Source organism: Mesorhizobium sp. M0030, assembly GCF_040323695.1.
Taxonomy (GTDB): domain Bacteria; phylum Pseudomonadota; class Alphaproteobacteria; order Rhizobiales; family Rhizobiaceae; genus Mesorhizobium.
Map to the genome: position 1 here is coordinate 627,163 of NZ_JAMYVE010000001.1, position 25,236 is coordinate 652,398.

Here is a 25,236-nt window from a genome sequence, read left to right on the forward strand (position 1 = left end):
GTCAGAGCTTGCCGGAGATGTAGCGCGTCAGCGTCGCGCGCGTGCCATTCGCCCACAAGACGTTGAGCGCATGGGCAAAGGCCTCGGCGAACGCCGCCGAGCGGCCGACATCGCCATAGATGTCCTCCATCGCAAGCCAGGCGCCGGGCGCATCCTTCGCCGCCTTGGCGGTTGCCTGCAGCCGGTCCCAGCTGGGATCGTTGGCTTCGATGTCGGCGCCGCTGTCGGTGGTGCCGAAGCAATAGCGGCACCACAGCGCCGATTCCAGCGCGAGACCCGCAACGCTCTTCCCGGCTTTCAGCCGGTCGGCGATGGTCGGGATGATGAATTTCGGCTGCCGGTTGGAACCGTCGAGGCAAAGCCGGCGGATGGTGTCGCCGATCTTGGGGTTGGAAAAGCGGTGCTCGATGAGCTGGTAATAATCCTCCAGCACGGTGTCCGGCACCGGCGGCACGGTCGGGATGATCTCGTCATGCTCGAGCTTGGCGAGGAAGCCGCGCACCAGCGGCTCCTGCATCGCCTCATGGACGAAATGGATGTCCATCAACCCTGCGGGATAAGCGATCGTGGCATGACCGCCATTGAGGATGCGGATCTTCATCAGCTCATAGGGCGCGACATCCCTCACGAATTGCACACCGACCTTTTCCAGCGGCGGGCGGCCGTCGGTGAAACGGTCTTCCAGCACCCATTGCTTGAACGGCTCGCAGAACACCGGCCAGTTGTCCTCGAGGCCGAACTCCGAGGCGAGAATACCGCGCTCGCGGTCGGAGGTGGCGGGCGTGATGCGGTCGACCATGCCGTTGGGAAAGGCGACATTGTCGCTGACCCAGTTCGCCAGATCCTCGTCGATCAGCCGGGCCAGCCCAATGACGCCATCCGAGGTGACATGGCCATTATGAGGGATGTTGTCGCAGGACATGACGGTGAACGGCACGATGCCGTCGGCCCGGCGGCGCATCAGGCCCGCAAGGATGAGGCCGAACACCGTCTTCGGCGTCGTGCCTGCCTGTGCGTCGGCGACGATGTCGGGGTGGGTCGGGTTGAACTTGCCGGAGGCCGGATCGATGAAATAACCGCCTTCCGTGATGGTCAGCGAGACGATCTTGATCGCCGGATCGGCGAGCTGGTCGATGATGGCATCGGCATCGCCGGGCGTCAGGAAGTCGATCATAACGCCGGTGACGCGGGCGCTCATATGGTCGGAATCCTGCTCGACCACGGTGGTCAGCCAGTCCTGCTCCTGCAGCTTGGAACGGCCGATTTTTTCGCCCTCGAAGACCCCGGCGCCGACCAGCGCCCAGTCATGGCCGATGCCTGCATTGAAGAGATCGTCGAGGTAGACCGCCTGATGCGAGCGATGGAAATTGCCGACGCCGAAATGGACGATACCGGGTTTGAGCCTGGAGCGATCATATCTGGGACCGGCGACCTTGGCGGGGAGTTCCGAGAGGATCGAGGAGGAGAGTTTCACGGTCATTTTTCTACCCTTTTGGCCGGGCTGCGGCCTTCGTGATCCCGGCCCATCAACTCATCCATTGGCCGCCATCGACATTGTAGGTCTGGGCGACGATGTATTCGGCGTCGTCGCTGGCCAGGAAGACCGCCATGCCGGTCAGGTCCTCCGGCTTGCCCATGCGGCCATAGGGCACGCCCTCGCCGACCAGCCGCTTCTTCTCGCCCTTCGGCCGGTTCTCATATTTGGCAAACAGCGCATCGACCTCATCCCACATATCGCTGTCGACGACGCCGGGCGCGATGCCATTGACGTTAATGCGGTGCTTGATCAGGTCGAGCCCGGCGGACTGGGTCAGCGAAATCACCGCGGCCTTGGTGGCGCAATAGACGGCGACCAGCGGCTCGCCGCGCCGTCCTGCCTGGCTGGCGATGTTGATGATCTTGCCGCCCTTGCCCCTTGCGATCATCGAACGCGCCGCTGCCTGCAGCATGAACAAAGTGCCGGCGACGTTGACGGAGAACAATTTGTCATAGCTCGCTTCGGTGATCTCGACGATCGGCGCCAGGTCGAACAAGGCAGCATTGTTGATCAGTATGTCGAGGCCGCCGGTCTTTGTTTCGACCGCCTTGACCGCCGCCTGGATCGAAGCAAGGTCGCTGACGTCGAGCCTGACCGGATAGGCGTTGGCGCCAATCTCGGCGGCCGTCTTTTCGGCAGCCGCCAGATTGATGTCGGCAATGGCCACCGTGGCACCCTCGCGCGTATAGGCTTCGGCAAAAGCCCTGCCGATGCCGCGCGCGGATCCGGTGATCAGCGCCGATTTGCCTTTCAGTCTCACTGCGTCAGCGCCTTTCCGTCGGGGCCGAAGCGATGCATGCGGACCTTGTCCGGCGTCAAATAGATGGTGTCGCCATGGCGTACGGCCAGTTCGCCATCGGCGCGTACCGTCAGCGGACCGACGCCGTCGGCCTGGACATGCAGGAAGGTGTCGGAGCCCAGATGCTCGGCGACGCCGACAAGGGCTTTCCAGTCACCCGCCGTGGTCGATATCCCCATATGCTCGGGACGGATGCCGATGGTCTTGGCGTTGTATTTGGCCGCCGGCGCACCTTCGATCAGGTTCATTTTCGGCGAACCGATGAAGCCCGCCACGAACAGGTTCTTCGGCGACTTGTAGAGTTCCATCGGCGAGCCGACCTGTTCGATGTTGCCGGCGTTGAGCACGACGATCTTGTCGGCCATGGTCATGGCTTCGATCTGGTCGTGGGTGACGTAGACCATCGTCGTCTTGAGCTGATGGTGCAGCTCGCTGATTTCGAGCCGCATGGTGCCGCGCAGTGCGGCATCGAGGTTGGACAGCGGCTCGTCGAACAGGAATGCCGAGGGCTGGCGCACGATGGCGCGGCCGATGGCGACGCGTTGCCGCTGGCCGCCGGAGAGCTGGCCGGGCCGGCGTTCGAGATAGTTGGTGAGGTTGAGGACCCGGGCCGCGTCCTTCACCTTCTTGTCGATCGTCGCCACATCCTCGCCCGCCATCTTCAGCGGGAAGCCGATGTTCTTGGCCACCGTCATATGCGGATAGAGCGCATAGGACTGGAATACCATGGCCAGCTTGCGCTTGGCCGGCGCCTCGCCGGTGACGTCACGGCCATCGATGTTGATGGTGCCCCCGCTGGTGTCCTCGAGCCCGGCAATGAGGCGCAGCAACGTGGACTTGCCGCAACCCGACGGCCCGACGAAGACGACGAACTCGCCATTCTCGATGACCAGGTCGAGGCCTGGAATGATGACCGTCGATCCGAAATGCTTGGAGACGTTCTTGAGCGTGATGTTTCCCATGGTTTCCTCCCCGAGGGGTTATTTGGCCGGATTGCTTCAGGCAACGTCCGTTATTTTACCGCGCCGAATGTCAGGCCGCGCACCAGCTGCTTCTGGCTGAACCAGCCCATGATCAGGATGGGGGCGATGGCCAGCGTCGAGGCCGCCGAAAGCTTGGCCCAGAACAGGCCTTGCGGGCTCGAGAATGAACTGATGAAGGCCGTCAGCGGCGCTGCCTCGGTGGTGGTCAGGCGGATGGTCCAGAACGCTTCGTTCCACGCCAGGATGATGTTGAGCAGCATGGTCGATGCGATGCCCGGCACGGCCATGGGGGTCAGCACATAGACGATCTCGCCCCACAAGGTGGCGCCGTCCATGCGTGCCGCTTCCAGGATCTCGCCGGGGATTTCGCGGAAGTAGGTGTAGAGCATCCAGATCACGATGGGCAGGTTGATCAGCATCAGCATGATCATCAGGCCGATGCGGCTGTCGAGCAGTCCGGCATCGCGGAAGATGAGGTAGATCGGGAACAGCACGGCAACCGCCGGCATCATCTTGGTCGAGAGCATCCACATCAGGATGTCCTTGGTCCACTTGCCCGGCGAGAAGGCCATCGACCAGGCGGCCGGAACCGCGACTATCAGGGCCAGGATGGTCGAGCCGACCGAGAGCAGCACCGAGTTGAAGAAGAACTTGAAGTAGCCGCTCTGCGCCTGGACCTCGGTATAGCTCTCGAACGTCCCCGACGGGATCAGCGCGAAGCCCTGGATGGCCTCCTGCTCCGACTTGAACGAGGTGATGATCGTGTAGAGGATCGGGAAGAAGATCAGCAGCGCGACGATCCAGGCGGCGCCTGTCGCAATGACCTTGTGTTGGGTGGTGACTGCACGTGCCATCGTATCCTCCCTTACTTGTCCAGGTTCTTGCCGACCGCGCGCATGGCGAAGAAGGCGACGATGTTGGCGAGAATGACGGCGATGACACCGCCGGCCGATGCCTGGCCGATTTTGAACTCCAGCAATGCCTTCTGGTAGACGAGGAAGGGCAGGTTGGTGGAGGCATAGCCGGGTCCGCCATTGGTGGTGACCAGGATTTCGGCATAGACCGACAGCAGGAAGATGGTCTGGATCAGGATGACGACGGTGATGGCGCGCGACATGTGCGGCAGCGTCAGATAGATGAAGCGGCTGACCAAGCCGGCGCCGTCCATCTCGGCGGCTTCCTTCTGCTCGCCGTCGAGCGACTGCAATGCGGTCAGCAGGATCAGCGTTGCGAAGGGCAGCCATTGCCAGGCGACGATGATGATGATGGCAAGCATCGGATGCTGCCCGAACCAGTCGATCGGTTGAGCCCCGAAGAAGCGCGCAATGTCGGCAAAGACGCCGTATTGCGGGTGCATGATCATGTTCTTCCAGACAAGTGCAGCCACCGGCGGCATGACGAAGAACGGAGAGATGACGAGGATGCGGACGATCCCCTGTCCCCACATCGGCTGATCGATCAACAGCGCCAGCATGATGCCGCCGATGACGGTGATCAGCAGCACGCTGCCCACCAGGACCAGCGTGTTGAGGATCGACTGCAGGAATGCCGGGTTGGAATAGAACAGCGAGTAATTCGAGAACCAGACAAACCCGTCGCGGATCGGATTGAGCGGATTGTACTGCTGGAAGGAGAACCAGATCGTGAGTGCCAGCGGCACGATCATCCAGACGAACAGCAGCACCACGGATGGCGCCAACATAAAGCGGGCAAGCGAACGGGTCTGCTGAGTAGCCATGACGGTCACCCTTCAAGGTCAGCCAAATTTTCAGGTGTGTGAAAGGGGCCGCCCGAACTGGGATTCGGGCGGCCGTTGCCGGCCAAGGAGGCGGCCGGCATTCGGCACCGGGAGGAGCCTTACTTGATATAACCGCCTTCGGTCATGGTCGCGGTGGCGGCGTCCTGCGCCTGCTTGAGCGCGTCGTCTACGCTGGTCTGGCCGGCGAGCGCCGCCGAGAACAGCTGGCCAACGGTTGTGCCGAGGCCCTGGAACTCAGGAATGGCGACGAACTGCACACCGACATAGGGCACCGGCTTGACGGTCGGATGCGTCGGGTCGGCGGCATTGATCGAGTCCAGCGTCATCTTGGCGAACGGAGCCGCCTTCTGATACTCGGCATTGGCGTAGAGCGAGGAGCGCGTGCCCGGAGGAACGTTGGCCCAGCCTTCCTTCGAAGCAACCAGTTCTGCGTAGTGCTTGCTGGTCGCCCAGGAGACGAACTTCTGTGCGGCGTCTCCCTTCTGCGTGCCGGCCGGGATGGCCAGCGACCAGGCCCACAGCCAGTTGCCGCGCTTGCCCAGACCATTGTCGGGGGCCAGTGCGTAGCCGACCTTGTCCGCGACGGTCGAGTTCTTCGGGTCGGAGACGAAGGAGGCGGCGACGGTGGCATCGATCCACATGCCGCACTTGCCCTGCTGGAACAGCGCCAGGTTTTCGTTGAAGCCGTTGGACGAGGCGCCCTCGGGACCGTCGGCCTTCATCAGGTCGACATAGAACTGCAGCGTGTTCTTCCATTCCGGCTGGTCGAATTGCGGCTTCCAGTTCTCGTCAAACCAGCGGGCGCCGAAGGAGTTCGACATGGCGGTGAGGAAGGCCATGTTCTCGCCCCAGCCGGCCTTGCCGCGCAGGCAAACGCCGTTCACGCCATTGGCGCGGTCGGTCATCTTGTCGGCGGCCTGCTTGATGAAGTCCCAGGTCGGGGCGTCGGGCATCTTCAGCCCGGCCTTCTCGATCAAGTCCTTGCGGTACATGACGAAGGAGCTTTCGCCGTAGAAGGGCGCGGCATAGAGCTTGCCGTCGACCGACAGGCCGCCGGCGATGGCCGGGATGATGTCCTTGGCGTCATAGTCGTCGCCGAGCTTGTCGAGCGGCAACAGCCAGTTCTGCTTGGCCCAGATCGGAACCTCGTAGGTGCCGATGGTCATAACGTCATACTGGCCGCCCTTGGTGGCAATGTCGGTGGTGACGCGCTCGCGCAGCACGTTCTCTTCGAGCGTGACCCAGTTGAGCGTGACGTCGGGGTTAGCCTTGGTGAAGTCGTCGGTCAGCTTCTGCATGCGGACCATGTCGCCATTGTTGACGGTGGCGATGGTGATGGATTCGGCATGCGCGGCGAAAGCGAAGGCGCTGGCCGACAACAGGCCCAAAGTGAGCGTGCGCAGTTTCATCAAATTCCTCCCATGAACCAAGATGAGCATTTGCCTTGGTAATGGGCAATTACTCACTTGGCGTTAATTATGTCAAGCCGGATTCGATGCTGCAGCGCAGCACACGGGGCAGGTGCGCGACGTTGCGCGCGTAGAGGGATATTGAATGGATTTGGGAAGCTGTTTGCACGGGGATGTGAGAGCGGGTTGATGCCGACCCATCGCAACCCAATCATGGCGCCAAGGGAGCGATAGGGCCCAGCCCGTCAGCCGTGGGACGGGTAGCTTCCGACGGAATATTCGAAAACCCTGCCGTCGCGTGTTTGCTTGGCTCTGGTCAGCACTTCCGTCACCTGGATCCAGCTGGGCTCGTCCTTGCGCAGCCTAACTTCCCGGCCGATTGCCTTCACGGCAGCTTGAAACGGCGTAAATGCTTCGATCACCTGCGTCGTGCGCACGGTGTTGTTTTCGATTTCTTCGACGCGATAGACTTTCATCAGCCGGCTGATCGACCCTGTTTCAATCTGCAGACGATTGATCCTGCTCAATTGGGTCGTCACAAGCACAAGCCTATGCCGGGCGAGTGATATCGACAGCGTTTTTGTCAAGCTTGGTTAACCGGGTGGCCCGATCGCAGCTGTTTGTCCGCGAAAGCGAGCATTCGTCGCGGATCCATGGCTCGCTTTGCATCTCGGAACTCAATCCGCGAATCGCTCGCCCTCAGGCGCAGGCGATCTCGGCCAGGATCCAGTCCCGGAAGGCTTTTATCTTCGGCACGTTGCGACGCGCCGTCGGGTAGACCAGCCAATAGGCGTGGCCGTCGTCGCCGACCAGGTCGAAGGGCTGGATCAGGCGGCCGGCGGCGAGCTCGGTCTTGAACAATGCGGTGGTCAGGATCGCCACACCATGGCCGGCGATGGCCGCGTTCGCCTCATAGGCCTGCGCGCCCATGCTGGTGCCGGTGCGCCTGGCAAGTTCGTCCGCCGGGACGCCGGCAAGGGCGAACCATTCCCGCCACCAGATGTCGCCGGGATCGAGAATGGGCAGCTTGAACAGGTCGGCGGGTTCGTGGACGCCACCTATGGTGGCAGCGAGTGCCGGGCTCAGCACCGGGGTGAAATCGGCCTTGAACAAAAGATGGGTCTCCACTCCAGGCCACTTGCCGCTGCCGGAGCGGATAGCGATGTCCATGTCCTCGCGGGCAAAATCGATCACCCTGTTCGAGGTATCGACGCGCACCGCCAGCGACGGATGCGCGACCTGGAAGGAGCCGAGGTGCTGCGCCAGCCAGTTCGAGGCAAAGGTCAGCAGCGTCGAGACGCACAGCACACCATCGGCGCCCCCACGCGCGGCGGAATAGGCGCTTGAGAGCAAGCTGAACGCCTCGCTGACGGCGGGCGCCAGGCGCTGGCCGGGTTCCGTCAGCACAATCTGGCGCGGCTGGCGCAGGAACAGCGGCGAACCGATGCGCTCTTCCAGAAGCTTGATCTGGTAGCTGGCGGCGGCCTGCGTCATGCCGAGTTCCTGCGCGGCCTTGGTGAAGGAGAGATGCCGCGCGACGGCTTCGAACACCCTGATGGCCTGTAGCGGCGGCAACTGGGCGAGCTGTGGTGCCTTGAGATCGGGCATAAGCCCTCCTTATGGGTCGTGATCGACGTTTGATTGGCGGCAAGAGGCAATCAGGCCGATATCTAATGTCAACGATCAATCAAGTTCAAGCATAGCGGAGGCTGAAGATCATGACCACGGTACAGCAAAAGCTCCATCCGACCCCGGCGCAGAGCTGGTTTTCCCTGCTGGTGCATGAATTTTCCCTGCTTGTGCACCGCCGGCGCGGCTACGTCGACGTCCGGGAGTTGTCGCCGCATCTGCAGCGCGACATGGGTTTTCTCGACGGCAACGACCCGTCCGGGCGCTGCAAATAAACGTGTTGGATTTTATCGATGGGCCGCTTAATCTATCAGGAACCGTCGAGCAAGGCCGTGGCGGTCCGCTCGTCGGTGATGAGGCCATTGACCAGCCGGCGGTTCACCGCGGCCAGGATGCCCGGCAACTTACGCTCGCCCATGGCGAGCGCAATGACCAGCGACTTTTCGCGTGACGGCAAGGCTGCCGACGATACCCGGTCGTTGGTGATGCCCTCGATCATGCGGCCTTCCCGATCGAACACCCAGCCGACGATCTCGGCGACGCCGCCAGCCTTTTGCAACGCCTTCAACTCGCTTTCCGAGATAAAACCGTCCTCGTAGAGCGGCGCCTTCGGGCCGAGATCGCCGATGCCGACAAAGGTCACGTCGGCTTCCGCGGCCAGCGCCAGCGTCGGTTGGATCATCGGCTGGGCAAGCAGCATCTCGCGCTCTTCCGGCGACGAGGCGATGACCGGCAGCGGCATCGGGAACGAGCGCGCCTTGACCCGGTCGGCCATGGTGAAGATGACGTTGTAGAAGGCGGCCGAACCGTCGGGCGAGATGTTGCCGGTCAAGGACACAACCTTGTGCTGCGAGCATTCCATCGGCGGCAATTGCTCGATCGCCGCCTTCAGCGTGCGGCCGGTGCCGATGGCCAAGACGATGGGCGTCGGTGACCGCAGCCGCCGCTCGATCTCGGCCGCAGCCGCCTCGGCAATGCCGATCGTGGTCGAGGATGAGGTTGGATCGCTCGGCACCACTTCGACGAGGTCGAGCGCGAAGCGTGACTTCAGTCTAGCTGCGAGATCAAGGCAATTGGCGATCGGGTGATCGACGCGAACCTTGATCAGCCCCTCCGACACCGCCAGCGACACCAGCCGCTGCGCCGTCTGCCGGGAAATGCCGAGCGTGGCGGCGATCTGGTCCTGGGTGTTGCCGGCAACATAATAAAGCCAGCCGGCGCGCGCTGCCTCGTCCAGCCTGCTGCTGCCGCCGTCTTGCCGCGAATTCAAAATGTGCCTCCAGCCCTGCCCCTTTGCCCGCCCTTGGGCGAAGCGTCATAGTCTTGCAGGGAATGTGTCGGCGCGCAATTGTCTATCGGCAGGGCAATTGCTTGCTGCTTCGATCCGGCCGCCGCGCGGCAACCAACCAAGCGAAAATCGCCAGCGGACGGGCTCGGCGGTTTATCTCCTGATACAAACGCTTTAAGGGGATCGGCAAAGGAGCCTCGCATGACGCCGAAAGCGGTTTTCTGGGATATGGACGGCACGCTGGTCGACAGCGAGCCGCTGCATGAGGCGGCCTTGGTGGCGGCGCTGCGCAGCGTCGGTATTACGCCGCCGGCCGACCTGCATGAGCGGGTGCTGGGCGTCGCCGCCGCACCGGTCTACGAGATGCTGCGCAGCGAGTTCGGCCTCGACCTGCCCTTCGACGACTGGATCGTGCGCAAATACGATCACTACATGCCGATGGCCGAGACGCTGAAGCCGCGCCCCGGCGCGATCGAAGTGTTCAACGAATTGCGCGCGCTCGGCGTGCAGCAGGCGGTGGTGTCCAATTCCGACCGGGTGATCGTCGATGCAAATCTGAGCGCCGTCGGCCTGATCTATCCCGGCATGCGCACGATCAGCCGAAACGACGTGCGCGAAGGCAAGCCGCATCCCGAACCGTTCCTGCGCGCCGCATGGCTGGCCGGCGTCGATCCTTCAGACGCGGTGGCCGTCGACGACAGCGTTACCGGCGCCACATCAGGCCTGGCCGCGGGGATGCGGACGATCTTCTGGCCGGAAGCGCCGATGGCAGGACCGAAGGGCGCTGTCGTGATCAACAGTGCGGAAGAGTTGCGGGCTCAGTTGGGACTCTGAGTGAGCCTATGAACGTCGGCGCTGCCCCTCATCCCCCTGCCGGGACCTTCTCCCCGTGAACAGGGAGAAGGGTGAACTCATTCAGCTCCGGTACACCGGCTCTTCCTCGTCGAGGATCGCCTTCAGCTCGGCAAGGTGACGCTCTGCCTGGCCGGGATAGTCGTCCATCTCGCTGGCGGCCTTTTCGGCAATGGCATCGGACAGCGTGCGCAGCGGACGGCCGGTCCACAGCGCCTTGATGTAGGTTTCGGCGGCGCGCTCGAAATAGAACATGCGGTTGAAGGCGTCGGCGACGGTGTCGCCGATGACCATGACGCCGTGATTGCCCATCACCATCACTTTGACCTTCGGGTCGGTGAGCAGTTGCGAGCAGCGCTCGCCTTCTTCCTCGAAGGCCAGCCCGCCATAATGGGCATCGACGACGTGGCGGTTGAAGAACATGGCCGAGTTCTGATCGATCGGCGGCAGGGTCGAGTCGGCCAGCGATGCCAGCACGGTGGCGTGGATGGAATGCACATGCATGGCGCAGCGCGCATGCGGCACGTTGCGGTGAATGGCGCCGTGCAGACCCCAGGCGGTCGGGTCGGGCGCATTCGGGCCGGACAATGTCTCGGGATCATTGGCGTCGATCAGCAAAAGGTCGCTCGCCTTGATGCGCGAGAAATGCACCTGGTTGGGGTTCATCAGGAATTTGCTGCCGTCCTCGTTGACCGACAGCGAAAAGTGATTGGCCACGGCTTCATGCATGTTGAGCCGCGCCGTCCAGCGGAAGGCGGCGGCCAGATCGACGCGCTCCTCATAGTAGGGCAGGTTGGTCAGCGTTTCCTTTTGCAGGCGGGCGATGCTCATCCGAAAAACCTCCGTTTTTAAGAGAATGCCGCGCTCAGCCGTGGCCAGCAACCGCAAACTGGTGGGTCAGGCTGTCTTCGCATTGTCCGTTGTCCCAAAACCGCCACGCACTTTTGGGCGACATGCATTACGCCGCCGAGCGAGCCGACTGCAGCCCGCCATGTTCGACGATGAAGTCGATGACTTCCTGCAGTCCCTTGCCGCGCGACAGGTCGGTGAAGCCGAACGGGCGCTTGCCCCGCATTCGGGCGGCGTCGCTCTCCATGACATCGAGGTTGACGTTCACATAGGGCGCCAGATCGCTCTTGTTGATGACCAGGAAATCGGAACGGGTGATCGCCGGCCCGCCCTTCCTGGGGATTTCCTCGCCCTGGCAAACCGAGATGACATAGAGGGTCAGGTCGGCAAGGTCGGGCGAGAAGGTGGCGGCAAGATTGTCGCCGCCGGATTCGATGAAGACGATGTCGAGATCGGGGAATTTCCTGTTCAGTCCGGCGATCGCCTGCAAATTGATCGAGGCGTCCTCACGGATGGCGGTGTGCGGGCAGCCGCCGGTCTCCACGCCGACGATGCGGTCCTCAGGCAGCGCCTGCAGGCGGGCCAGCATCATGGCGTCTTCCTTGGTGTAGATGTCGTTGGTGACGACGGCGATGGAGAAATCGTCGCGCAGCGCCTTGCAGAGCTTTTCGGTGAGCGTCGTCTTGCCGGAGCCGACGGGACCGCCGATGCCGATACGCAGGGGACCGTTTGCCTGAGTCATACCGAAAACTCCGTCATGCCGAAAACTCCGTGATGGCGAGGATGGCGAAGCTGAGCCCGATCAACAGGCAGAGCGGCGAATAGAAGCTGATATCGAGCCGCGCAAAAGGCTGTTCCGGCGCCAGACGGCGCCACCACGGCGTGAAGCCGGCAATGCCGCGGCCGAGGAAGACGAGCCCGATGAGCAGCGCTGTGGCGGCAAGGCCCTCCCTTGGAAAGGGGGAGGCGAAGACCCCGGTCAGCGCCAGCGGCCACAGGGTTGCGAGGCACAGGCACGCGGCAACGGCGAAACAGGGAAACGGCGTCGGCATCTCGTCGACGCCGCGAAAGCCGACGACGGCGTGGGCGCAGGAGACGCCGTCCCTGCCCGGCCAGATGCCGCCAAGGCCCCAATAGACATGCAGCGCGGTGATCAGCAGCAGGACGGCCGAGAGGGCGAAGGCGAGGACGATCATGAGCGGAACAGCCTGGAATACTGCGTCTCGTGCTTCATCGCCATGATGTCGGAGATGAAGGCGCAGCCGCCGAGATCGTCCAATGTCGAGCCGGCGGCGCGCGCGGCCGTCGACAGCGCCAACGGCTCGAAGCCGGCGAGCAAGGCCATGGCGTCCGTCTGGCCGACGATGCCGAGTCGGATCGCCGCCTGGACGAGGTTGGAGAAGAAGGCCTGCAGGAAGGCCGACATCGCGTCCTGAAGCGCGAAACCGTTGCCGCCGGCAGCGGCGCCGACGGCGACACAGTAGGCGCATTCGGCCGGCAGGCGGCCCAACACCGGATTCGCCCACGCCGCTGCCGCTTTCAGGAAGGCGGCGCCTTGCAGCATGGTTTCGGTGTGACGCTCACGCGAGCCGGCCAGCGCTTCGGCGAGATCGGCAATTTCATGGAGATCGCCGCCGTCGCGGGCGCGACGCCAGGCTTCCGTGAAGAGCACGGCGTCGTTCCAGCCCGAGCCCATCTCGACCAGCGTCTCCAGCCAGAAGGCGAGGCTGGCGGTATCGGCAACCAGCCCGTCTTGCCCGGCGCGTTCGAGACCATGGCTGTAGGCAAAGCCGCCGACCGGAAAGGCCGGCGACAGCCACGCCATGAGCCGCAGCAAAGCGATGCCGGATGGCTGGTCAGTCATGATCGTGATGATGCCCGTCATGGGAATGGCTGTGCGAATGCGACTCGCTGTGTGCGTGGGAACGTCCATCATGGGAATGCGCTTCGGCGTGCGCATGCGCATGGCTGTGATCGTGACCATGCGCACCTTGGGCGGAATAGGCGCCGCGCACCGGCTTGAACGGTTCGGAGACTTCGCGCACCGTGGCGCCCAGCCCTTCCAGCATAGCCTTGATGACATGGTCGCGCAGGACCAGGATGCGGCCGGGCTCGATCGCTGCCGCCAGATGGCGGTTGCCGATATGCCAGGCGAGTTCGGTCAGATGCACGGCGTGGCGGGCACGGATGTCGTAGACCTCTTCGGGTGCCGCGGTGATCTCGACCTGGCCGCCATCCTCCAGCACCAGCCGGTCGCCATCGTTCAAGGTCACGGGCTCGGGCAGATCGACCAGCACCTTGCTGCCGTCGGCAAGCTCAATGGCGCGGCGGCGCAAATGACGCTCGTCATGGGGCAGGACGGCACGGCCGGATGGCGGCGTAGTTCCGGCAGTGCCGGCAGGCACCACCGAGACGGCCCGGGGGAACTTGGTGAAGTCGGTGTTCAGGTTGAGTTTCATCGCATGGCTCCACCGTTAGCCTGGGCTCTCGCACGGGCAGGCCGCGCCAGGACGCGGTCAAAATACGCGTTGACGCGCTCGGATTCGATCGGGAATTTTCCGGCGCGGGCCCAGCCGCCCATGTCGCCCAACAGCACGTCGACGGCGGAAAACCGGTCGCCCAGCGCAAACTCCCGATCCCCCAGCCGACCGTCGAGCGCCTTGGCCTCCGAGGCGAAATCGTAGGCGGCGGCGGGGCCGACATCGACCCGCACGTCCTTCGGCAACAGGAAGCGGTGGCGCAGCTTGTTCCACAGCGGCGCTTCGAACTCGGACTGGGCAAAATGCATCCAGGAATCCATTTCGGCGCGTCCGGCCACACCTGGATTGGCGCCCATGCCTTTGTCGGCGTGCTTGTCGGCGAGATAGACGCAGATCGCCGCCGAATCCGTCACCGTCAGTTCGCCATCGATCAGGATCGGCACCTTGCCCGACGGGTTGAGCGCATAGGCTTCCGGCGAGCGCAATTTGACCTCGACGAATTCATAGGGCTGCCCGAGTTCCTCAAGCATCCACAGAACGCAGCTGACGCGGGAGCCACGCGATCCGATGGCCTTGTACATGGTTGAACCCTCTTTCCTGCGACCCTAAACCATAGCCACTGTTCAGACGATGGTGTCGAAGAGCCGCAGGATGAACGATATCTGATAGATCAGCGTGCCGGCGACGAAGGCGATGTGGAAGCGGCGGTCAGGCACCAGTATGGCGGCGATGCACAACACCACGAAAACCGGCGTTCGGAACAGATATTCATTGCCGTAGCGGGCGAAATGCTCGGGACCCTTCAGCAGCGTGTCGACGACGTCGAGCAGATAGGTCGTCGCCAGCAGGCCGAAGAACCAGCCACGGCGTGAATAGAAGAAATCCTCGTAGCTGGTGTAGTCGAGCATCGAATCCGGAAACAGCAGCGCGCACAGCAGGAACAGCGTGATGGCGTAGAAGATCAGGAACAGGTACTTGCCGAAAGTCCAGACCTCAATGGTGTAGAGGCCGAACTCCCACCACCAGAAATGCACCAGCAGCAACAGCATGGAGGCGACCCAGCCGAGGTGCACGGGATAGAGCCTGTACTGGCCGGGATGCTGGACGATTCGCGCCACCCCCGACAGCAGGCGAGCGACGCCAAGTCCGATCACCATGCCCATGACGATGCGGATATGCGGGAAGATGTCGTGGGCGGAGGCTATTTCGGTGGCCATGACCTGCTACGCGGTTTCTTTGAGCCGCATATTGCGGCGGCACCGACCGGCTCGCAATGGAATTTGCCGGGTCGATCAAATCGCCCCTCGCCTCAAAACAGGAAATACCGCTGCGCCATCGGCAGCACGGTTGCCGGCTCGCAAGTCAAGAGTTCGCCATCGGCGCGAACCTCATAGGTTTCGGGATCGACCTCGATATGCGGCGTGGCGTCGTTGAGGATCATCGAGTGCTTGCCGATGCCGCCGCGGGTATTTTCGACCGCGACGAACTGCTTGTCGACGCCGAGCCTGCCATGCAGGCCGGACTCCAGCGCCGCCTTCGAAACGAAGGTCACCGACGAGTTGGTCCTGGCCTTGCCATAGGCGCCGAACATCGGGCGGTAGTGCATGGGCTGGGGGGTCGGGATAGAGGCGTTGGGGTCGCCCATCGGGGCTGCGGCTATCATGCCGCCGATCAGCACCATGTCCGGTTTGACGCCGAAGAAGGCTGGGTTCCACAGCACCAGATCGGCGCGCTTGCCGACCGCGATCGACCCGATGTCCCTGGACAGCCCATGCGCGATGGCCGGGTTGATGGTGTATTTGGCGATGTAGCGGCGGACGCGGAAATTGTCATTGTTGCCGGTCTCCTGCGGCAATGACCCGCGCTGGCGCTTCATCTTGTCGGCGGTCTGCCAGGTGCGGATCGCCACCTCGCCGACACGGCCCATGGCCTGCGAGTCCGACGAGATGATCGAGAAGGCGCCGATATCGTGCAGAATGTCTTCCGCCGCGATGGTCTCCTTGCGGATACGGCTTTCGGCAAAGGCGATGTCTTCAGGGATCGACGGCGACAGATGGTGGCAGACCATCAGCATGTCGAGATGCTCGGCCAGCGTGTTGACGGTGTAGGGCCGGGTCGGGTTGGTCGAAGACGGAATGACGTTGGGCAGGCCGCAGACCTTGATGATATCGGGCGCATGGCCGCCGCCGGCGCCTTCGGTGTGGAAGGCGTGGATGGTGCGGCCCTTGATGGCGGCGACGGTGTTCTCCACAAAGCCGGATTCGTTCAGCGTGTCGGTGTGGATCATCACCTGCACGTCGTAATCGTCGGCAACCGACAGGCAGCAGTCGATGGCCGCCGGCGTCGTGCCCCAGTCCTCGTGCAGCTTCAGCGAGCAGGCGCCGCCCAGCACCATTTCCTCGAGCGCCGCCGGCAGCGAGGCATTGCCCTTGCCGGACAGGCCGATGTTCATCGGGAAAGCGTCGAAGGACTGGATCATGCGCGCCATGTGCCAGGGTCCCGGCGTGCAGGTGGTGGCCAGCGTGCCATGCGCCGGGCCGGTGCCGCCGCCGAGCATGGTGGTGATGCCCGACATCAGCGCTTCGTCGATCTGCTGCGGGCAGATGAAGTGGATGTGCGCGTCGAAGCCGCCGGCGGTCAGGATCTTGCCCTCGCCGGCGATGATCTCGGTACCGGGGCCGATGATGATGGTGACACCGTCCTGCGTGTCGGGATTGCCGGCCTTGCCGATCGCCGCGATGCGGCCGTCCCTGAGACCTATATCGGCCTTGAAGATGCCGGCAGTGGCATCGACCACCAGCGCGTTGGTGATGACGGTGTCGACCGAGCCGCCGGCGCGCGACACCTGGCTCTGGCCCATGCCGTCGCGGATGACCTTGCCGCCGCCGAATTTCACCTCCTCGCCATGGACGGTGAGGTCCTTTTCGACCTCGATAAACAGCTCGGTATCGGCCAGGCGCACTCTGTCGCCGACCGTCGGGCCATACATCTGCGCGTAGGCGGCGCGGGTAATTCTAGCCATCAGTCAATGCTCCCCAAACGAGAGTCCGGCCGCAGCCGAACTCCACATCGTCGCCATCCAATGGTCATGCAATGACCCGCTCGGCGACACCTTCTGATCCCATTTGGCCGTTGAGGTGGCCGTGCCACCCCAAACCGCCCGTTTGCCAAACCCTTGGCCAAATCGATGAAAGGAAAATACATGCGCAAAATCATCGTTCTTGCAGCCGCCGCCACGTTGGCCTCCGCGACCGTAGCCGGCGCCCAGCAGCAGCCCACGCCGCAACCGAAGCCGGCGGCGCCCAGCGCTCAGCCGGCGGCGCCGGCGATCCAGAAGGTCAACATCGTCGATATCAGCGAATTGCCCAAGGCCACCCAGACGCAGGTCAATCAGGTGATCGCCCAGCGTGGCGATGCCGGGCTGCAGAAACTGCGCTCTTCGATCGACGCGACGCCGCAGATCAAGTCGGCGCTCGAAGCCAAGGGGCTCACCTCGGCACAGGTGGTCGCCGCCAGCATGACCACCGATGGCGCGCTGACCCTTGTCACCAAGAAGGCAAGCTGAAAGAAGCGCTTGGCGGGCCGGCACCCGGCCCGCCAGCCCACAGGGAACCTTCGCTCGACAGGAGGCGTTTCGTCCCTTTGGCGCCGAACGGCGTTGCACAGAACAGTCCACCAGGAGCGAGCGATGCCTGTCTTTGCCGACACCAGATGGCTCCAGAGCCTTGCTGCCTGCGCATTTCTCGCAGCTTTCGGCCCGCAAGCCGCGCAAGGTCTTGAAAGCGCTGACGCCGTCAACCGGGCCGACACCGTCAACCGGATCGTCGGCTCCGATGTCCGGCAGGAGGAGGCGCGGACGGAACCACAGACCAACAAGATCATCACCGCGATCGAGCGGACGCGTGAGAACATCGGCGCCGTGCGCAAGACGTCCAAGCTCGATACGGTAGATATCGTCTTCCTCACCGACGCGGCGCGCAGCGAAGGCGGCCCGCCGCCGGCCGTCGAGAGCAAGGTCGAACAGCATCAGGACGACATTGCGGAACTGCGCAAGGAGATCGACGCCAACGCCTTGCTGTTCAACGCCATCGATTCGCGGCGCGTGCTTACGGAAGACGTCCTTGCGGTGGAATTCGACGGCTCGGCAAGAATCGTCATCTACGCGGCGGCCAGGCCGTCGAACTGACCTCAGGGCGCCCGACCCCGTCGATCTCACAGCCTGCCCATGATCTTCTGCTGAAAACCGTAGACCTCGCGTTTTCCTCCGAACGGCACCAGCGTGACGTCCCGCTCTTGTCCCGGTTCGAAGCGCATCGCGGTGCCGGCGGCAATGTCCAGACGCATGCCGCGCGCTTTGTCGCGATCGAATTTCAACCCCTCATTGGTCTCGAAGAAATGGTAGTGGCTGCCGACCTGGATCGGCCGGTCGCCGCTGTTGGCCACCTTCAGCGTCACCGTCGGCAGCCCCTTGTTGAGCTCGATGTCGCCGCTTGCCGTGATGATTTCGCCGGGAATCATCGTTAGCCTCACAAAACGCCGAAGACCAGGCCGACGGCAGCACAGGCAGCACCTGCGGCGCGGGCAAGCCCGCGAAAGCGCATGCCGAGGCCAAGGCCGGCAGCGATGCCCATGGCATGGAGAAGTGCGGTGGCAACGGCAAAGCCGGCCATATAGTCAAGCCCACCCGCATTTTCCGGCACTTCGGTGCCGTGGGCATGGCCATGGAACAGCGCGAACAGGCCAATGATGGCGACTCCGGCCGAGACCGGCAGATCGACCGCCAACGCCACCAGAAAGCCAAGCGCGACGACGGAGGCAAGGATGCCCGGTTCGACGAAAGGCACCGGCACGTGGAGCATGCCGAGCGCGCCGCCGACCAGCATTACGCCGACAAAGGCCAGCGGCCAGGCCCATATCGCCTTGCCGCCCTTGAGCGCCGCCCAAAGGCCGACGGCGACCATGACGGTCATATGGTCGAGGCCGGACAGCGGATGCGCGAAGCCCGCCGCGAAGGACGAGGTGGTGGCGATGCCGACATGGGCATAGGCGGGCATCGCCGCCGCCAGCAGCAGGATCGCTGCAAGCGTGGTGCGTTTGGTTGAAGCAGAGATCATCGGTCTTCCCTTCGAAGTCACGAAAACAATCACGCAGCCTTGCGCGGGCCGCAGCCCTCGGCCTTGAGCACGCGTTGGGTCGAGGCCGGATATTTCACCAGTTTCTCCACTGGGCGGATCGGGCGTGCGGAAAAATTGCCGCCGCAGTTCGGGCAGACGCCGCCCAGCACATGTTCAGCGCAGTCAGCGCAGAAGGTGCATTCAAAGGTGCAGATCAGCGCGTCCGTCGCTTCCGGCGGCAGGTCCTTGTCGCAGCATTCGCAATTCGGTCGCAGCTCCAGCATCGTTTTTCTCCTCACCTGATCGGTTCGTGAACGGTCACCAGCTTGGTGCCGTCGGGAAAGGTCGCCTCGACCTGCACGTCGTGGATCATCTCGGCGATGCCTTCCATCACCTGCGCGCGGGTGATGACATGGGCGCCGGCCTCCATCAGTTCGGCGACCGGGCGGCCGTCGCGGGCGCCCTCGACGACGAAATCGGTGATCAGCGCGATCGCTTCGGGGTGATTGAGCTTGACGCCGCGTTCCAGCCGCTTGCGCGCCACGATCGCCGCCATGGCGATGAGCAGCTTGTCCTTTTCACGCGGCGTCAGGTTCATGCGCTTTCCTGGATTTGGCCTGGATTTGGCTCAGAGTGACCATAATTTGGGCAGACCCGCCCGCCCGTTGAGCAGTTCGACGAGCGGAACCAGCCGCTTGCGCAGCTGGTAGCCGTCCTCGGCAAACAGCCTCGCAAGAAGCTTGCCAGATTTTTTGACGCTCCAGGCGCTGGCATCGCCGTCGGCGCCGATGATGTCGCGGGCCGCATCGAGCAAGCCTTCGGCCTGCGGCGAAACCATCAGCAGCGTCGCAGCGGCAATGGCGCCGCCGGCGACCGCCGGGCGGCCAAGTGCCGCCGCGATAGCCGGCCCGATGCGGGAATCCTCGGCATGAACGAGCGCACCATCCTGGCGGACACGCCAACGGTCGTGGAAATGGCCGTGCGCGGCCTCTTCGCCCATCGCGAGGCGGCCGAATATGGTGGCTTCAAGCAGCAATGCCTCGGCGCCTGCGGCAAGCTCGACCTCGAGCGTGCGGGCAAAGGCCGAGCGGTCGAAGACGATGGTTTCCTGGGGCAGCCAGGCGATACGCCCGCCCGCGCCGACGCTGAGCTTCACCCGAACTTCGGCGCAGTCGCTAGCGGCACGATAGATCTTTTCGCAGGCCTGGGTGGTTATCGAGGCGGAGGCACCTGGCCCGACATCGATTTCCCAGCCGAGCCGATCGCCGCCGGTCAGACCGCCGGCGGTGTTGATGAGCACGGCTTCGAGCGGATCGGCCGCAACGGCCGGCATGCGGATTTTGGCCGAGCCGTCCTGATAGAGGCGCAAAAGCCGGGTGCGTCCATCCCTGACGCCGCACGCAAGCCGGGCCGCCCCGGCCGCGCGCTGGGCCGGAAGAGCTGAGATCAAGACATGCTGCAACGTATCCACGGCGCTAACGTTAAGCACTCCCGGCGCTTTGTCGATATGGTGCTTGTTGATATAGCTTGTTGCTTGACAACGTTTCCGTTTCTATAGAGGGAGCCTCTTTGGAACGGTCATGCTGCGCCTGGCGGGTTTTTGAAGGCGACGGCGATTTCAGTCCAGGCAACAGGGGCGCCAACCAATCGGCACCGCGACGTTATAAAATTGGGGAAGGAATCGAATGGCTGACGAGCTGGCAACGGAAATCATCGCCAAGATCAGGGCACATGCGGAGCCCGGTGGCGAAGAGATCACCACCAATACGGAATTGACCGCGCTTGGCATCCATTCCCTGGAACTGACCGAGATCATCTTCGATCTCGAGGAGCAGTACGGCATCGAGATCGAGATGAACACGGTCGATGCCTGGAGCAATCTCAAGAATGTCGGCGATATGGTTGAGGCTGTTCGCGCGCTGATTGCGAAAAAAGCCTGAGCTGAATGCAAAAGCGCGTCGTCATTACCGGCATCGGCGGCATATGCGGGCTCGGCGCCAATGCGCCTGCAATCTGGAACGAAATGCGGGCCGGCCGATCGGCCATCGGTCAAATCAGCAATCCCGGTTTGCATGATTTGAAGGTCAAGGTCGGCTGCGAAATCAAGACGCTGCCCGACCATGGCATCAGCCACAAGCAGACCGTGTCGATGGACCGCTTCAGCCTTTTGGCGACGATTGCCGCGCGCGAAGCCATGCAGCATGCCGGCCTGACATCGAATGAAGCAACCACCTACCGGATGGGCGCGGTCGTCGGCGTCGGCGTCTGCGGCTGGGAGGCGATCGAGGAGAACTACCGCGCCATCCTGGTCGACGGCAAGAACCGGGCCGGCATCTTCACCGTGCCGAAAGTGATGCCGAGTGCGGCGTCCGGCCATGTCAGCATGAATCTCGGCCTGCGCGGGCCGGTGTTCGGCGTCACTTCGGCCTGCTCCTCGTCCAATCACGCCTTTGCCTCGGCGGTCGACCAGATCCGGCTCGGCCGCGCCGATGTCATGGTCGCCGGCGGCACCGACGCGCCGCTGCTCTGGGGCATCCTGAAAGGCTGGGAAGCCCTGCGGGTGCTGGCGCCCGATACCTGCCGGCCGTTCTCAGCCGATCGCCAGGGCCTGTCGCTCGGCGAAGGTGCTGGAATGGCGGTGCTGGAAACCTATGAACACGCCATGGCGCGCGGCGCGACCATTCTGGCCGAATTTGCCGGAGCCGGCCTTTCCGCCGACGCTTCCGATATCGTCGCGCCGACAGTCGAGGGACCGACGGCGGCGATGCGCGCCTGCCTGGCGGACGCCGGGCTCAATCCCGAGGACGTCGATTATCTCAACGCCCACGGCACCGGCACCAAGGCCAACGACCAGATCGAGACGGCGGCAATCAAGCGCGTCTTCGGCGACCATGCCTACAAGCTGTCGGTGTCGTCGACCAAGTCGATGCATGCCCATTGCCTCGGCGCCTCGGGCGGCCTGGAAATGATCGCCTGCGTGATGGCGATCCGCGAAGGCATCGTGCCGCCGACGGCCAATTTCCGGCAGGCCGACCCCGACTGCGATCTCGACATCACGCCGAATGTGGCGCGCGAGCGCAAGGTGCGCGCGGCGATCAGCAACGGTTTTGCCTTCGGCGGCACCAATGCCGTGGTGGCGTTCAAGGCGGTCTGACGGCAAGCGACTAGCCCTGAGCGACTGGCCCTGAATGACTGCGAAGACGGTGTGCGCACCGTCGGCCGGTTGATCGGCAAAGACGCCGAGGATAATCCTTCGCAACCCGCCAAACGGCGCGAGACCGCGCCAAATTCCCGACCGGAGCTTTCGATGACCGACCTGTCCGTCTTTCCGATCACCAAGCGCTGGCCGGCCAGCCACCCCGACCGTCTGCAGCTCTATTCCGCGACGACGCCGAATGGGGTGAAAGTCTCGATCGCGCTGGAAGAACTCGGCCTGCCCTACGAGGCGCATCTGGTGGATATCGGCAAGGACCAGAGCTGGACACCGGAATTCCTGTCACTGAACCCGAACGGCAAGATACCTGCGATCATCGACCCCGACGGGCCGGGCGGCAAGCCGCTCGGCCTGTTCGAATCCGGCGCCATCCTGCTCTACCTCACCGACAAGACCGGCAAGCTGATCCCGGCCGATCCGGCGCGGCGCTACGAGACCATCCAATGGGTGTTCTTCCAGATGGCGGCGATCGGACCGATTTTCGGACAGGTCGGGTTTTTCAATAAATTCGCCGGGCGCGAGATCGCCGACAAGCGGCCGCTGGATCGCTACCGCAATGAATCGCGGCGGCTGATCGGGGTGCTGGAGACGCGGCTGAAGGGTCGAACCTGGATCATGGACGATGACTATACGATCGCCGACATTTCGATGCTGGGCTGGGTGCGCAATCTGATCGGCTTCTACGAGGCGCGAGAACTCGTCGGCTTCGACGACTTCCCCACCGTCGCGGCATGGCTGGAGCGCGGGCTGGCGCGGCCCGCGGTGCAGCGCGGCCTGACCATTCCCGCCAGGAATTGACCTCGGCCGGCCGAAGCAACCAGGTCTATTTCGCCTTGGCCTTGCTTTTCGAGCCGCCCTTGCCGATAACGGACGCAGCGAGCGACGCGGCGCCCCTGGCTGTCGCCGCCACCGCACCAGCGGCGACATTGGCGGTCGCCTTGACCGTGCGCATGGCCCCGCCGGCCATCGAGCCGCGGCTTGCCGGCTTCTTGGGTTTGGAGGTTTTCGCCGCCACCTTCGCCGTCGCGACCGGTTCTACCTTCTTTGGCGCCGCTTTGCCGAAAGCCGGCTTTGCGTCCTTGGACCGCTCGGCGATCGCCGGGCCGGCGCCTGCCTTGGCCTGCGTGGCCTTTGCCTGCCTGGCTTTGGGTTGAGCGGTCTTGCTCTTGGCGGGTGTTTTTGCCTTGGTTGCCATCTGACGGTTCCCTCACGGCGGCACGATTGCCGATGAGAGATAACGACCTGAAAGTCTTAAGGTTCCCGTTCCGAAGTCGAGCGAACTATGCGGGATCGCCAACAACCAGGTCGGCGGACCTGCGACGGCCGAGCACGCGATCGATGTTGGGCATGTCGTTGGAAGCGATCCAGGCGCGGGCGTCTTCGTCGGAGCGGCCATGCTCGTGCCAGCGCACCAGAAGGCGGCGCTCGAGTTCGGCCCGCGGCACATCGACAAAGATGGTGAAGTCGAACAGCGGCGCCAGCCGCGACCACGGCTCCTCGTCGAGCAGGAGGTAATTGCCTTCGACCAGGATGAACTTGGTCTCGGCGGCAACGATGGAGGCGGCGGCGCGCGACAATTCCATGCTGCGGTCGAACACCGGAATGGCGATGTCTGGCTCGCCCGAACGGATGCGCTTCAACAGCGTCTCGAAGCCGGCGAAGTCGAAAGTCTCCGGCGCGCCCTTTCTTGGCCGCAGGCCGCGCTGGTCGAGCACGATGTCGTCATAGTGGAAGCCGTCCATCGGCACGACTTCAGCCGCGCCCTCCGGCAACAGATCATGCAGCCCGGCCGAGAGCGTCGACTTGCCGGCGCCGGGCGGGCCGGCAATGGCGACGATGAAGCGTTTCGCCTTGCCGGCGCGCTTGAAGATGGTGGCGGCGAGATGGGCGATTTCGGACATTGGGCGCTTCCAGCTATGCTTTGCATCTTGTCGGCAGTTTGAGGAAATTTCAAACCGCGATTTGGGCAATCTCACGACATCCGCCACGTCAGCGCCGCCCCTCGTCGCCCTGCCGGTGTCCAGCCGATAGATGGGTAACACTTCTCCCCCTATGCGTCCGCCGCAGCGCCAAGCAGATTGGTTGGCGCGGCGGTGCGGCGGACAAGCTCCATGTGCCGTGTGTCGAGGATGCCGGCAGGCAGGTGAGGGGCAGGGCCAGCGTTCGAAAATCAGCCGGGCTGGCCGATCCGCAGGAAATCGCTGTCGAACCTGACATCGCGGGTCGAACCAGCGGCTCCGGTGAGACGCATGTGACCTGAGGCTGTCCCGATATCGCGCGGCGGCTCGCCGCTCGTCAGCGGCAGCGTGCCGATGACATGGCGGAAGGAGACTTCGCCGCCGAGGGTAAAAGCGGTCGCGACCCCTTCGCGCTTCAGCCAATTGTCGTCGATCGATGCGGCATGGCCGATGGCGGCGCGGCCGTCCTCGATGCCGAGCACGCCGCGATGGCGGCTGCTCCACGGCGCGTAGTCGCGGCCGCCATTGCTGAACCACAGCATGGTGACCGGAAGCTCCGCCGGGTTCTTCAGCACCAGCACCAGATCCTGTTCGGCCCGGCGCGCCAGCGCCGTCCAGCCCGGACCGTCATGATCGGCTTCGACCAGGGTGATGAAATCCTCGCGCTCATCCTCCATGCGGTAGTCGGTGAGATCGAGCGTGCCGCCGCCAGTGGCTGGAAAGCGCGTCAGATCGGTCGAGCGGGCGGGATAGGAAAGCTTGAAGCGACCGCGGGCCGGATCGGGCTCCAGCGGTGCGTCCATTGTCCCGGCAAAGCGCTTCGGCGAGAAGGCGAGCCGGCCGCCATCGCGCATCGCCGCCATCGGATGGTGGGCGGCGGAGACCGCGCCGGAACCGCCGGAAAAGACATGCTCCTGATAGAGAAAGGGATGACTGTTGCGGAGCGTGAAGATCTTGTCGACCGTCGCGCCCATCACCGTGCGGCGCAACCGGAAGACGGCCCGCCAGCCGTCGGATGTCACTTCGCTGGCGGTGACATCCCAGGCGCTGTTGGCCGGCCAGCCATGCAGCGGTGCGGCCTCGATGTCGCTGGCCGAAAACGGTGCGCATAGGAAATCGCCAGACAGCCGCACCGTGCCTTGAGGCAGATCCGGCGGCAGCGTCTCGCCGGCATCGATCCAGGGCGCGCGGTGCAGCGGCTTCAGCTGGCGGCCATCGCTGTCGACCGTCATGTCGGCGATATGGCCGACAGTGAGATCGAGCGTGACCGAAATGCCCTTTGCCTTGATCGTGACCGTATCCATCCGCGCACCTGCTGATTCTGATGGCAGCGAACAAACCCGCTCCGTGACGGATGCGCAAGCA

The 25,236-nt window shown here is 63.7% G+C and carries 32 protein-coding genes; 7 read left to right on the forward strand and 25 right to left on the reverse strand.

From position 1 onward, the window contains the following. Window position 1: 1 nt before the first annotated feature. The 8 genes from NKJ80_RS02890 to NKJ80_RS02925 all read right to left on the reverse strand — a co-directional run bounded on the left by NKJ80_RS02890 (window position 2) and on the right by NKJ80_RS02925 (window position 8,095). Entirely contained in the window at window positions 2-1,480 is a 1,479-nt protein-coding gene (locus NKJ80_RS02890; RefSeq protein ID WP_352497011.1) for a mannitol dehydrogenase family protein, read from the reverse strand. A gap of 46 nt (window positions 1,481-1,526) precedes the next feature. Continuing rightward, a complete protein-coding gene (locus NKJ80_RS02895; protein ID WP_023729778.1) occupies window positions 1,527-2,297 on the reverse strand; it encodes an L-iditol 2-dehydrogenase in 771 nt (256 codons plus the stop codon). Then, entirely contained in the window at window positions 2,294-3,298 is a 1,005-nt protein-coding gene (locus NKJ80_RS02900) for an ABC transporter ATP-binding protein (protein ID WP_023689168.1), read from the reverse strand. Before NKJ80_RS02900 ends, NKJ80_RS02895 begins: the two co-directional genes overlap by 4 nt. A 50-nt stretch (window positions 3,299-3,348) precedes the next feature. Continuing rightward, window positions 3,349-4,173, reverse strand: coding sequence for a carbohydrate ABC transporter permease (locus tag NKJ80_RS02905; RefSeq protein WP_023671250.1), 825 nt, complete (start codon window positions 4,171-4,173; stop codon window positions 3,349-3,351). 11 nt (window positions 4,174-4,184) lie between these two features. After that, window positions 4,185-5,057, reverse strand: a complete 873-nt coding sequence (locus tag NKJ80_RS02910) for a carbohydrate ABC transporter permease (protein ID WP_023729779.1) — start codon at window positions 5,055-5,057, stop codon at window positions 4,185-4,187. Window positions 5,058-5,176: 119 nt separating this feature from the next. Further along, window positions 5,177-6,487 (reverse strand): ABC transporter substrate-binding protein, encoded by a 1,311-nt coding sequence (locus NKJ80_RS02915; RefSeq protein ID WP_023671248.1) that lies wholly within the window; start codon window positions 6,485-6,487, stop codon window positions 5,177-5,179. Window positions 6,488-6,732: 245 nt separating this feature from the next. Beyond that, window positions 6,733-7,074, reverse strand: a complete 342-nt coding sequence (locus tag NKJ80_RS02920) for a hypothetical protein (protein ID WP_155923262.1) — start codon at window positions 7,072-7,074, stop codon at window positions 6,733-6,735. 112 nt (window positions 7,075-7,186) lie between these two features. Continuing rightward, on the reverse strand, window positions 7,187-8,095 hold the full coding sequence (locus NKJ80_RS02925; protein WP_023671245.1) for a LysR substrate-binding domain-containing protein: 909 nt from the start codon (window positions 8,093-8,095) through the stop codon (window positions 7,187-7,189). A 110-nt stretch (window positions 8,096-8,205) separates the two neighbouring features. Between NKJ80_RS02925 and NKJ80_RS02930 the strand changes: the two genes are divergently transcribed. Further along, on the forward strand, window positions 8,206-8,391 hold the full coding sequence (locus tag NKJ80_RS02930) for a hypothetical protein (protein WP_352497012.1): 186 nt from the start codon (window positions 8,206-8,208) through the stop codon (window positions 8,389-8,391). Window positions 8,392-8,426: 35 nt separating this feature from the next. Here the strand turns inward: NKJ80_RS02930 and NKJ80_RS02935 are convergent, their stop codons facing one another. Then, window positions 8,427-9,386, reverse strand: a complete 960-nt coding sequence (locus tag NKJ80_RS02935; protein ID WP_023671243.1) for a sugar-binding transcriptional regulator — start codon at window positions 9,384-9,386, stop codon at window positions 8,427-8,429. Between the two features lie 219 nt (window positions 9,387-9,605). Between NKJ80_RS02935 and NKJ80_RS02940 the strand changes: the two genes are divergently transcribed. Beyond that, entirely contained in the window at window positions 9,606-10,238 is a 633-nt protein-coding gene (locus NKJ80_RS02940; RefSeq protein WP_023671242.1) for an HAD family hydrolase, read from the forward strand. Window positions 10,239-10,319: 81 nt separating this feature from the next. Here the strand turns inward: NKJ80_RS02940 and NKJ80_RS02945 are convergent, their stop codons facing one another. The 8 genes from NKJ80_RS02945 to ureC all read right to left on the reverse strand — a co-directional run bounded on the left by NKJ80_RS02945 (window position 10,320) and on the right by ureC (window position 16,607). After that, window positions 10,320-11,087 (reverse strand): class II aldolase and adducin N-terminal domain-containing protein, encoded by a 768-nt coding sequence (locus NKJ80_RS02945; RefSeq protein ID WP_023671241.1) that lies wholly within the window; start codon window positions 11,085-11,087, stop codon window positions 10,320-10,322. A 127-nt stretch (window positions 11,088-11,214) separates the two neighbouring features. After that, window positions 11,215-11,847 carry an urease accessory protein UreG gene (gene ureG / locus NKJ80_RS02950; RefSeq protein ID WP_023671240.1) on the reverse strand — a complete coding sequence of 211 codons (633 nt, stop codon included), beginning with the start codon at window positions 11,845-11,847 and terminating at the stop codon, window positions 11,215-11,217. 13 nt (window positions 11,848-11,860) lie between these two features. After that, complete coding sequence (locus NKJ80_RS02955) at window positions 11,861-12,301, reverse strand: DUF3995 domain-containing protein (RefSeq protein ID WP_023671239.1); 441 nt, start codon at window positions 12,299-12,301, stop codon at window positions 11,861-11,863. After that, window positions 12,298-12,969 (reverse strand): urease accessory protein UreF, encoded by a 672-nt coding sequence (locus NKJ80_RS02960; protein WP_023750393.1) that lies wholly within the window; start codon window positions 12,967-12,969, stop codon window positions 12,298-12,300. The genes NKJ80_RS02955 and NKJ80_RS02960 overlap by 4 nt, the downstream gene beginning before the upstream one ends. Next, window positions 12,962-13,564: an urease accessory protein UreE gene (ureE, locus tag NKJ80_RS02965; RefSeq protein WP_023750392.1), complete on the reverse strand. Its 603-nt coding sequence runs from the start codon at window positions 13,562-13,564 to the stop codon at window positions 12,962-12,964. Before ureE ends, NKJ80_RS02960 begins: the two co-directional genes overlap by 8 nt. Continuing rightward, window positions 13,561-14,166: a glutathione S-transferase family protein gene (locus NKJ80_RS02970; RefSeq protein ID WP_352497013.1), complete on the reverse strand. Its 606-nt coding sequence runs from the start codon at window positions 14,164-14,166 to the stop codon at window positions 13,561-13,563. Before NKJ80_RS02970 ends, ureE begins: the two co-directional genes overlap by 4 nt. Before the next feature lie 42 nt (window positions 14,167-14,208). Next, the gene (locus NKJ80_RS02975) at window positions 14,209-14,802 is read right to left on the reverse strand and encodes a hypothetical protein (RefSeq protein WP_023750391.1); all 594 of its coding nucleotides are present in this window, start codon (window positions 14,800-14,802) and stop codon (window positions 14,209-14,211) included. Between the two features lie 92 nt (window positions 14,803-14,894). Further along, entirely contained in the window at window positions 14,895-16,607 is a 1,713-nt protein-coding gene (gene ureC / locus NKJ80_RS02980) for an urease subunit alpha (protein ID WP_031245402.1), read from the reverse strand. Window positions 16,608-16,787: 180 nt separating this feature from the next. On the opposite strand from ureC, the gene NKJ80_RS02985 reads away from it, so the two are divergent. After that, a complete protein-coding gene (locus NKJ80_RS02985; RefSeq protein ID WP_023671233.1) occupies window positions 16,788-17,150 on the forward strand; it encodes a hypothetical protein in 363 nt (120 codons plus the stop codon). Window positions 17,151-17,273: 123 nt separating this feature from the next. Next, on the forward strand, window positions 17,274-17,771 hold the full coding sequence (locus NKJ80_RS02990) for a hypothetical protein (RefSeq protein ID WP_023671232.1): 498 nt from the start codon (window positions 17,274-17,276) through the stop codon (window positions 17,769-17,771). A gap of 26 nt (window positions 17,772-17,797) precedes the next feature. Here the strand turns inward: NKJ80_RS02990 and NKJ80_RS02995 are convergent, their stop codons facing one another. Genes NKJ80_RS02995 through NKJ80_RS03015 form a run of 5 tightly spaced genes read right to left on the reverse strand, consistent with a single transcriptional unit; the run spans window position 17,798 to window position 20,149 of the window. After that, a complete protein-coding gene (locus NKJ80_RS02995) occupies window positions 17,798-18,103 on the reverse strand; it encodes an urease subunit beta (protein WP_023671231.1) in 306 nt (101 codons plus the stop codon). Window positions 18,104-18,111: 8 nt separating this feature from the next. Further along, entirely contained in the window at window positions 18,112-18,699 is a 588-nt protein-coding gene (locus tag NKJ80_RS03000) for a HupE/UreJ family protein (protein ID WP_352497014.1), read from the reverse strand. Between the two features lie 29 nt (window positions 18,700-18,728). Next, window positions 18,729-18,983, reverse strand: a complete 255-nt coding sequence (locus NKJ80_RS03005) for a DUF1272 domain-containing protein (RefSeq protein WP_352497015.1) — start codon at window positions 18,981-18,983, stop codon at window positions 18,729-18,731. Between the two features lie 11 nt (window positions 18,984-18,994). Further along, window positions 18,995-19,297 carry an urease subunit gamma gene (locus NKJ80_RS03010; protein WP_023671228.1) on the reverse strand — a complete coding sequence of 101 codons (303 nt, stop codon included), beginning with the start codon at window positions 19,295-19,297 and terminating at the stop codon, window positions 18,995-18,997. A 30-nt stretch (window positions 19,298-19,327) separates the two neighbouring features. Continuing rightward, entirely contained in the window at window positions 19,328-20,149 is an 822-nt protein-coding gene (locus NKJ80_RS03015; protein WP_081732475.1) for an urease accessory protein UreD, read from the reverse strand. Between the two features lie 235 nt (window positions 20,150-20,384). Between NKJ80_RS03015 and NKJ80_RS03020 the strand changes: the two genes are divergently transcribed. The 3 genes from NKJ80_RS03020 (at window position 20,385) to NKJ80_RS03030 (ending at window position 22,711) form a co-directional block, all read left to right on the forward strand. Then, a complete protein-coding gene (locus NKJ80_RS03020) occupies window positions 20,385-20,639 on the forward strand; it encodes an acyl carrier protein (protein ID WP_023671226.1) in 255 nt (84 codons plus the stop codon). 5 nt (window positions 20,640-20,644) lie between these two features. Beyond that, window positions 20,645-21,853, forward strand: coding sequence for a beta-ketoacyl-[acyl-carrier-protein] synthase family protein (locus NKJ80_RS03025; RefSeq protein ID WP_023683604.1), 1,209 nt, complete (start codon window positions 20,645-20,647; stop codon window positions 21,851-21,853). 153 nt (window positions 21,854-22,006) lie between these two features. Next, window positions 22,007-22,711 (forward strand): glutathione S-transferase family protein, encoded by a 705-nt coding sequence (locus NKJ80_RS03030; protein ID WP_023732693.1) that lies wholly within the window; start codon window positions 22,007-22,009, stop codon window positions 22,709-22,711. Between the two features lie 25 nt (window positions 22,712-22,736). On the opposite strand, the gene NKJ80_RS03035 is transcribed toward NKJ80_RS03030, so the two are convergent. From NKJ80_RS03035 to NKJ80_RS03045, 3 genes are all read right to left on the reverse strand, one after another. Continuing rightward, complete coding sequence (locus NKJ80_RS03035; RefSeq protein ID WP_023700470.1) at window positions 22,737-23,108, reverse strand: hypothetical protein; 372 nt, start codon at window positions 23,106-23,108, stop codon at window positions 22,737-22,739. 85 nt (window positions 23,109-23,193) lie between these two features. Continuing rightward, window positions 23,194-23,814 (reverse strand): nucleoside triphosphate hydrolase, encoded by a 621-nt coding sequence (locus NKJ80_RS03040; protein WP_023689152.1) that lies wholly within the window; start codon window positions 23,812-23,814, stop codon window positions 23,194-23,196. A gap of 269 nt (window positions 23,815-24,083) precedes the next feature. Then, complete coding sequence (locus NKJ80_RS03045) at window positions 24,084-25,175, reverse strand: hypothetical protein (RefSeq protein ID WP_352497016.1); 1,092 nt, start codon at window positions 25,173-25,175, stop codon at window positions 24,084-24,086. Window positions 25,176-25,236 lie beyond the last annotated feature (61 nt).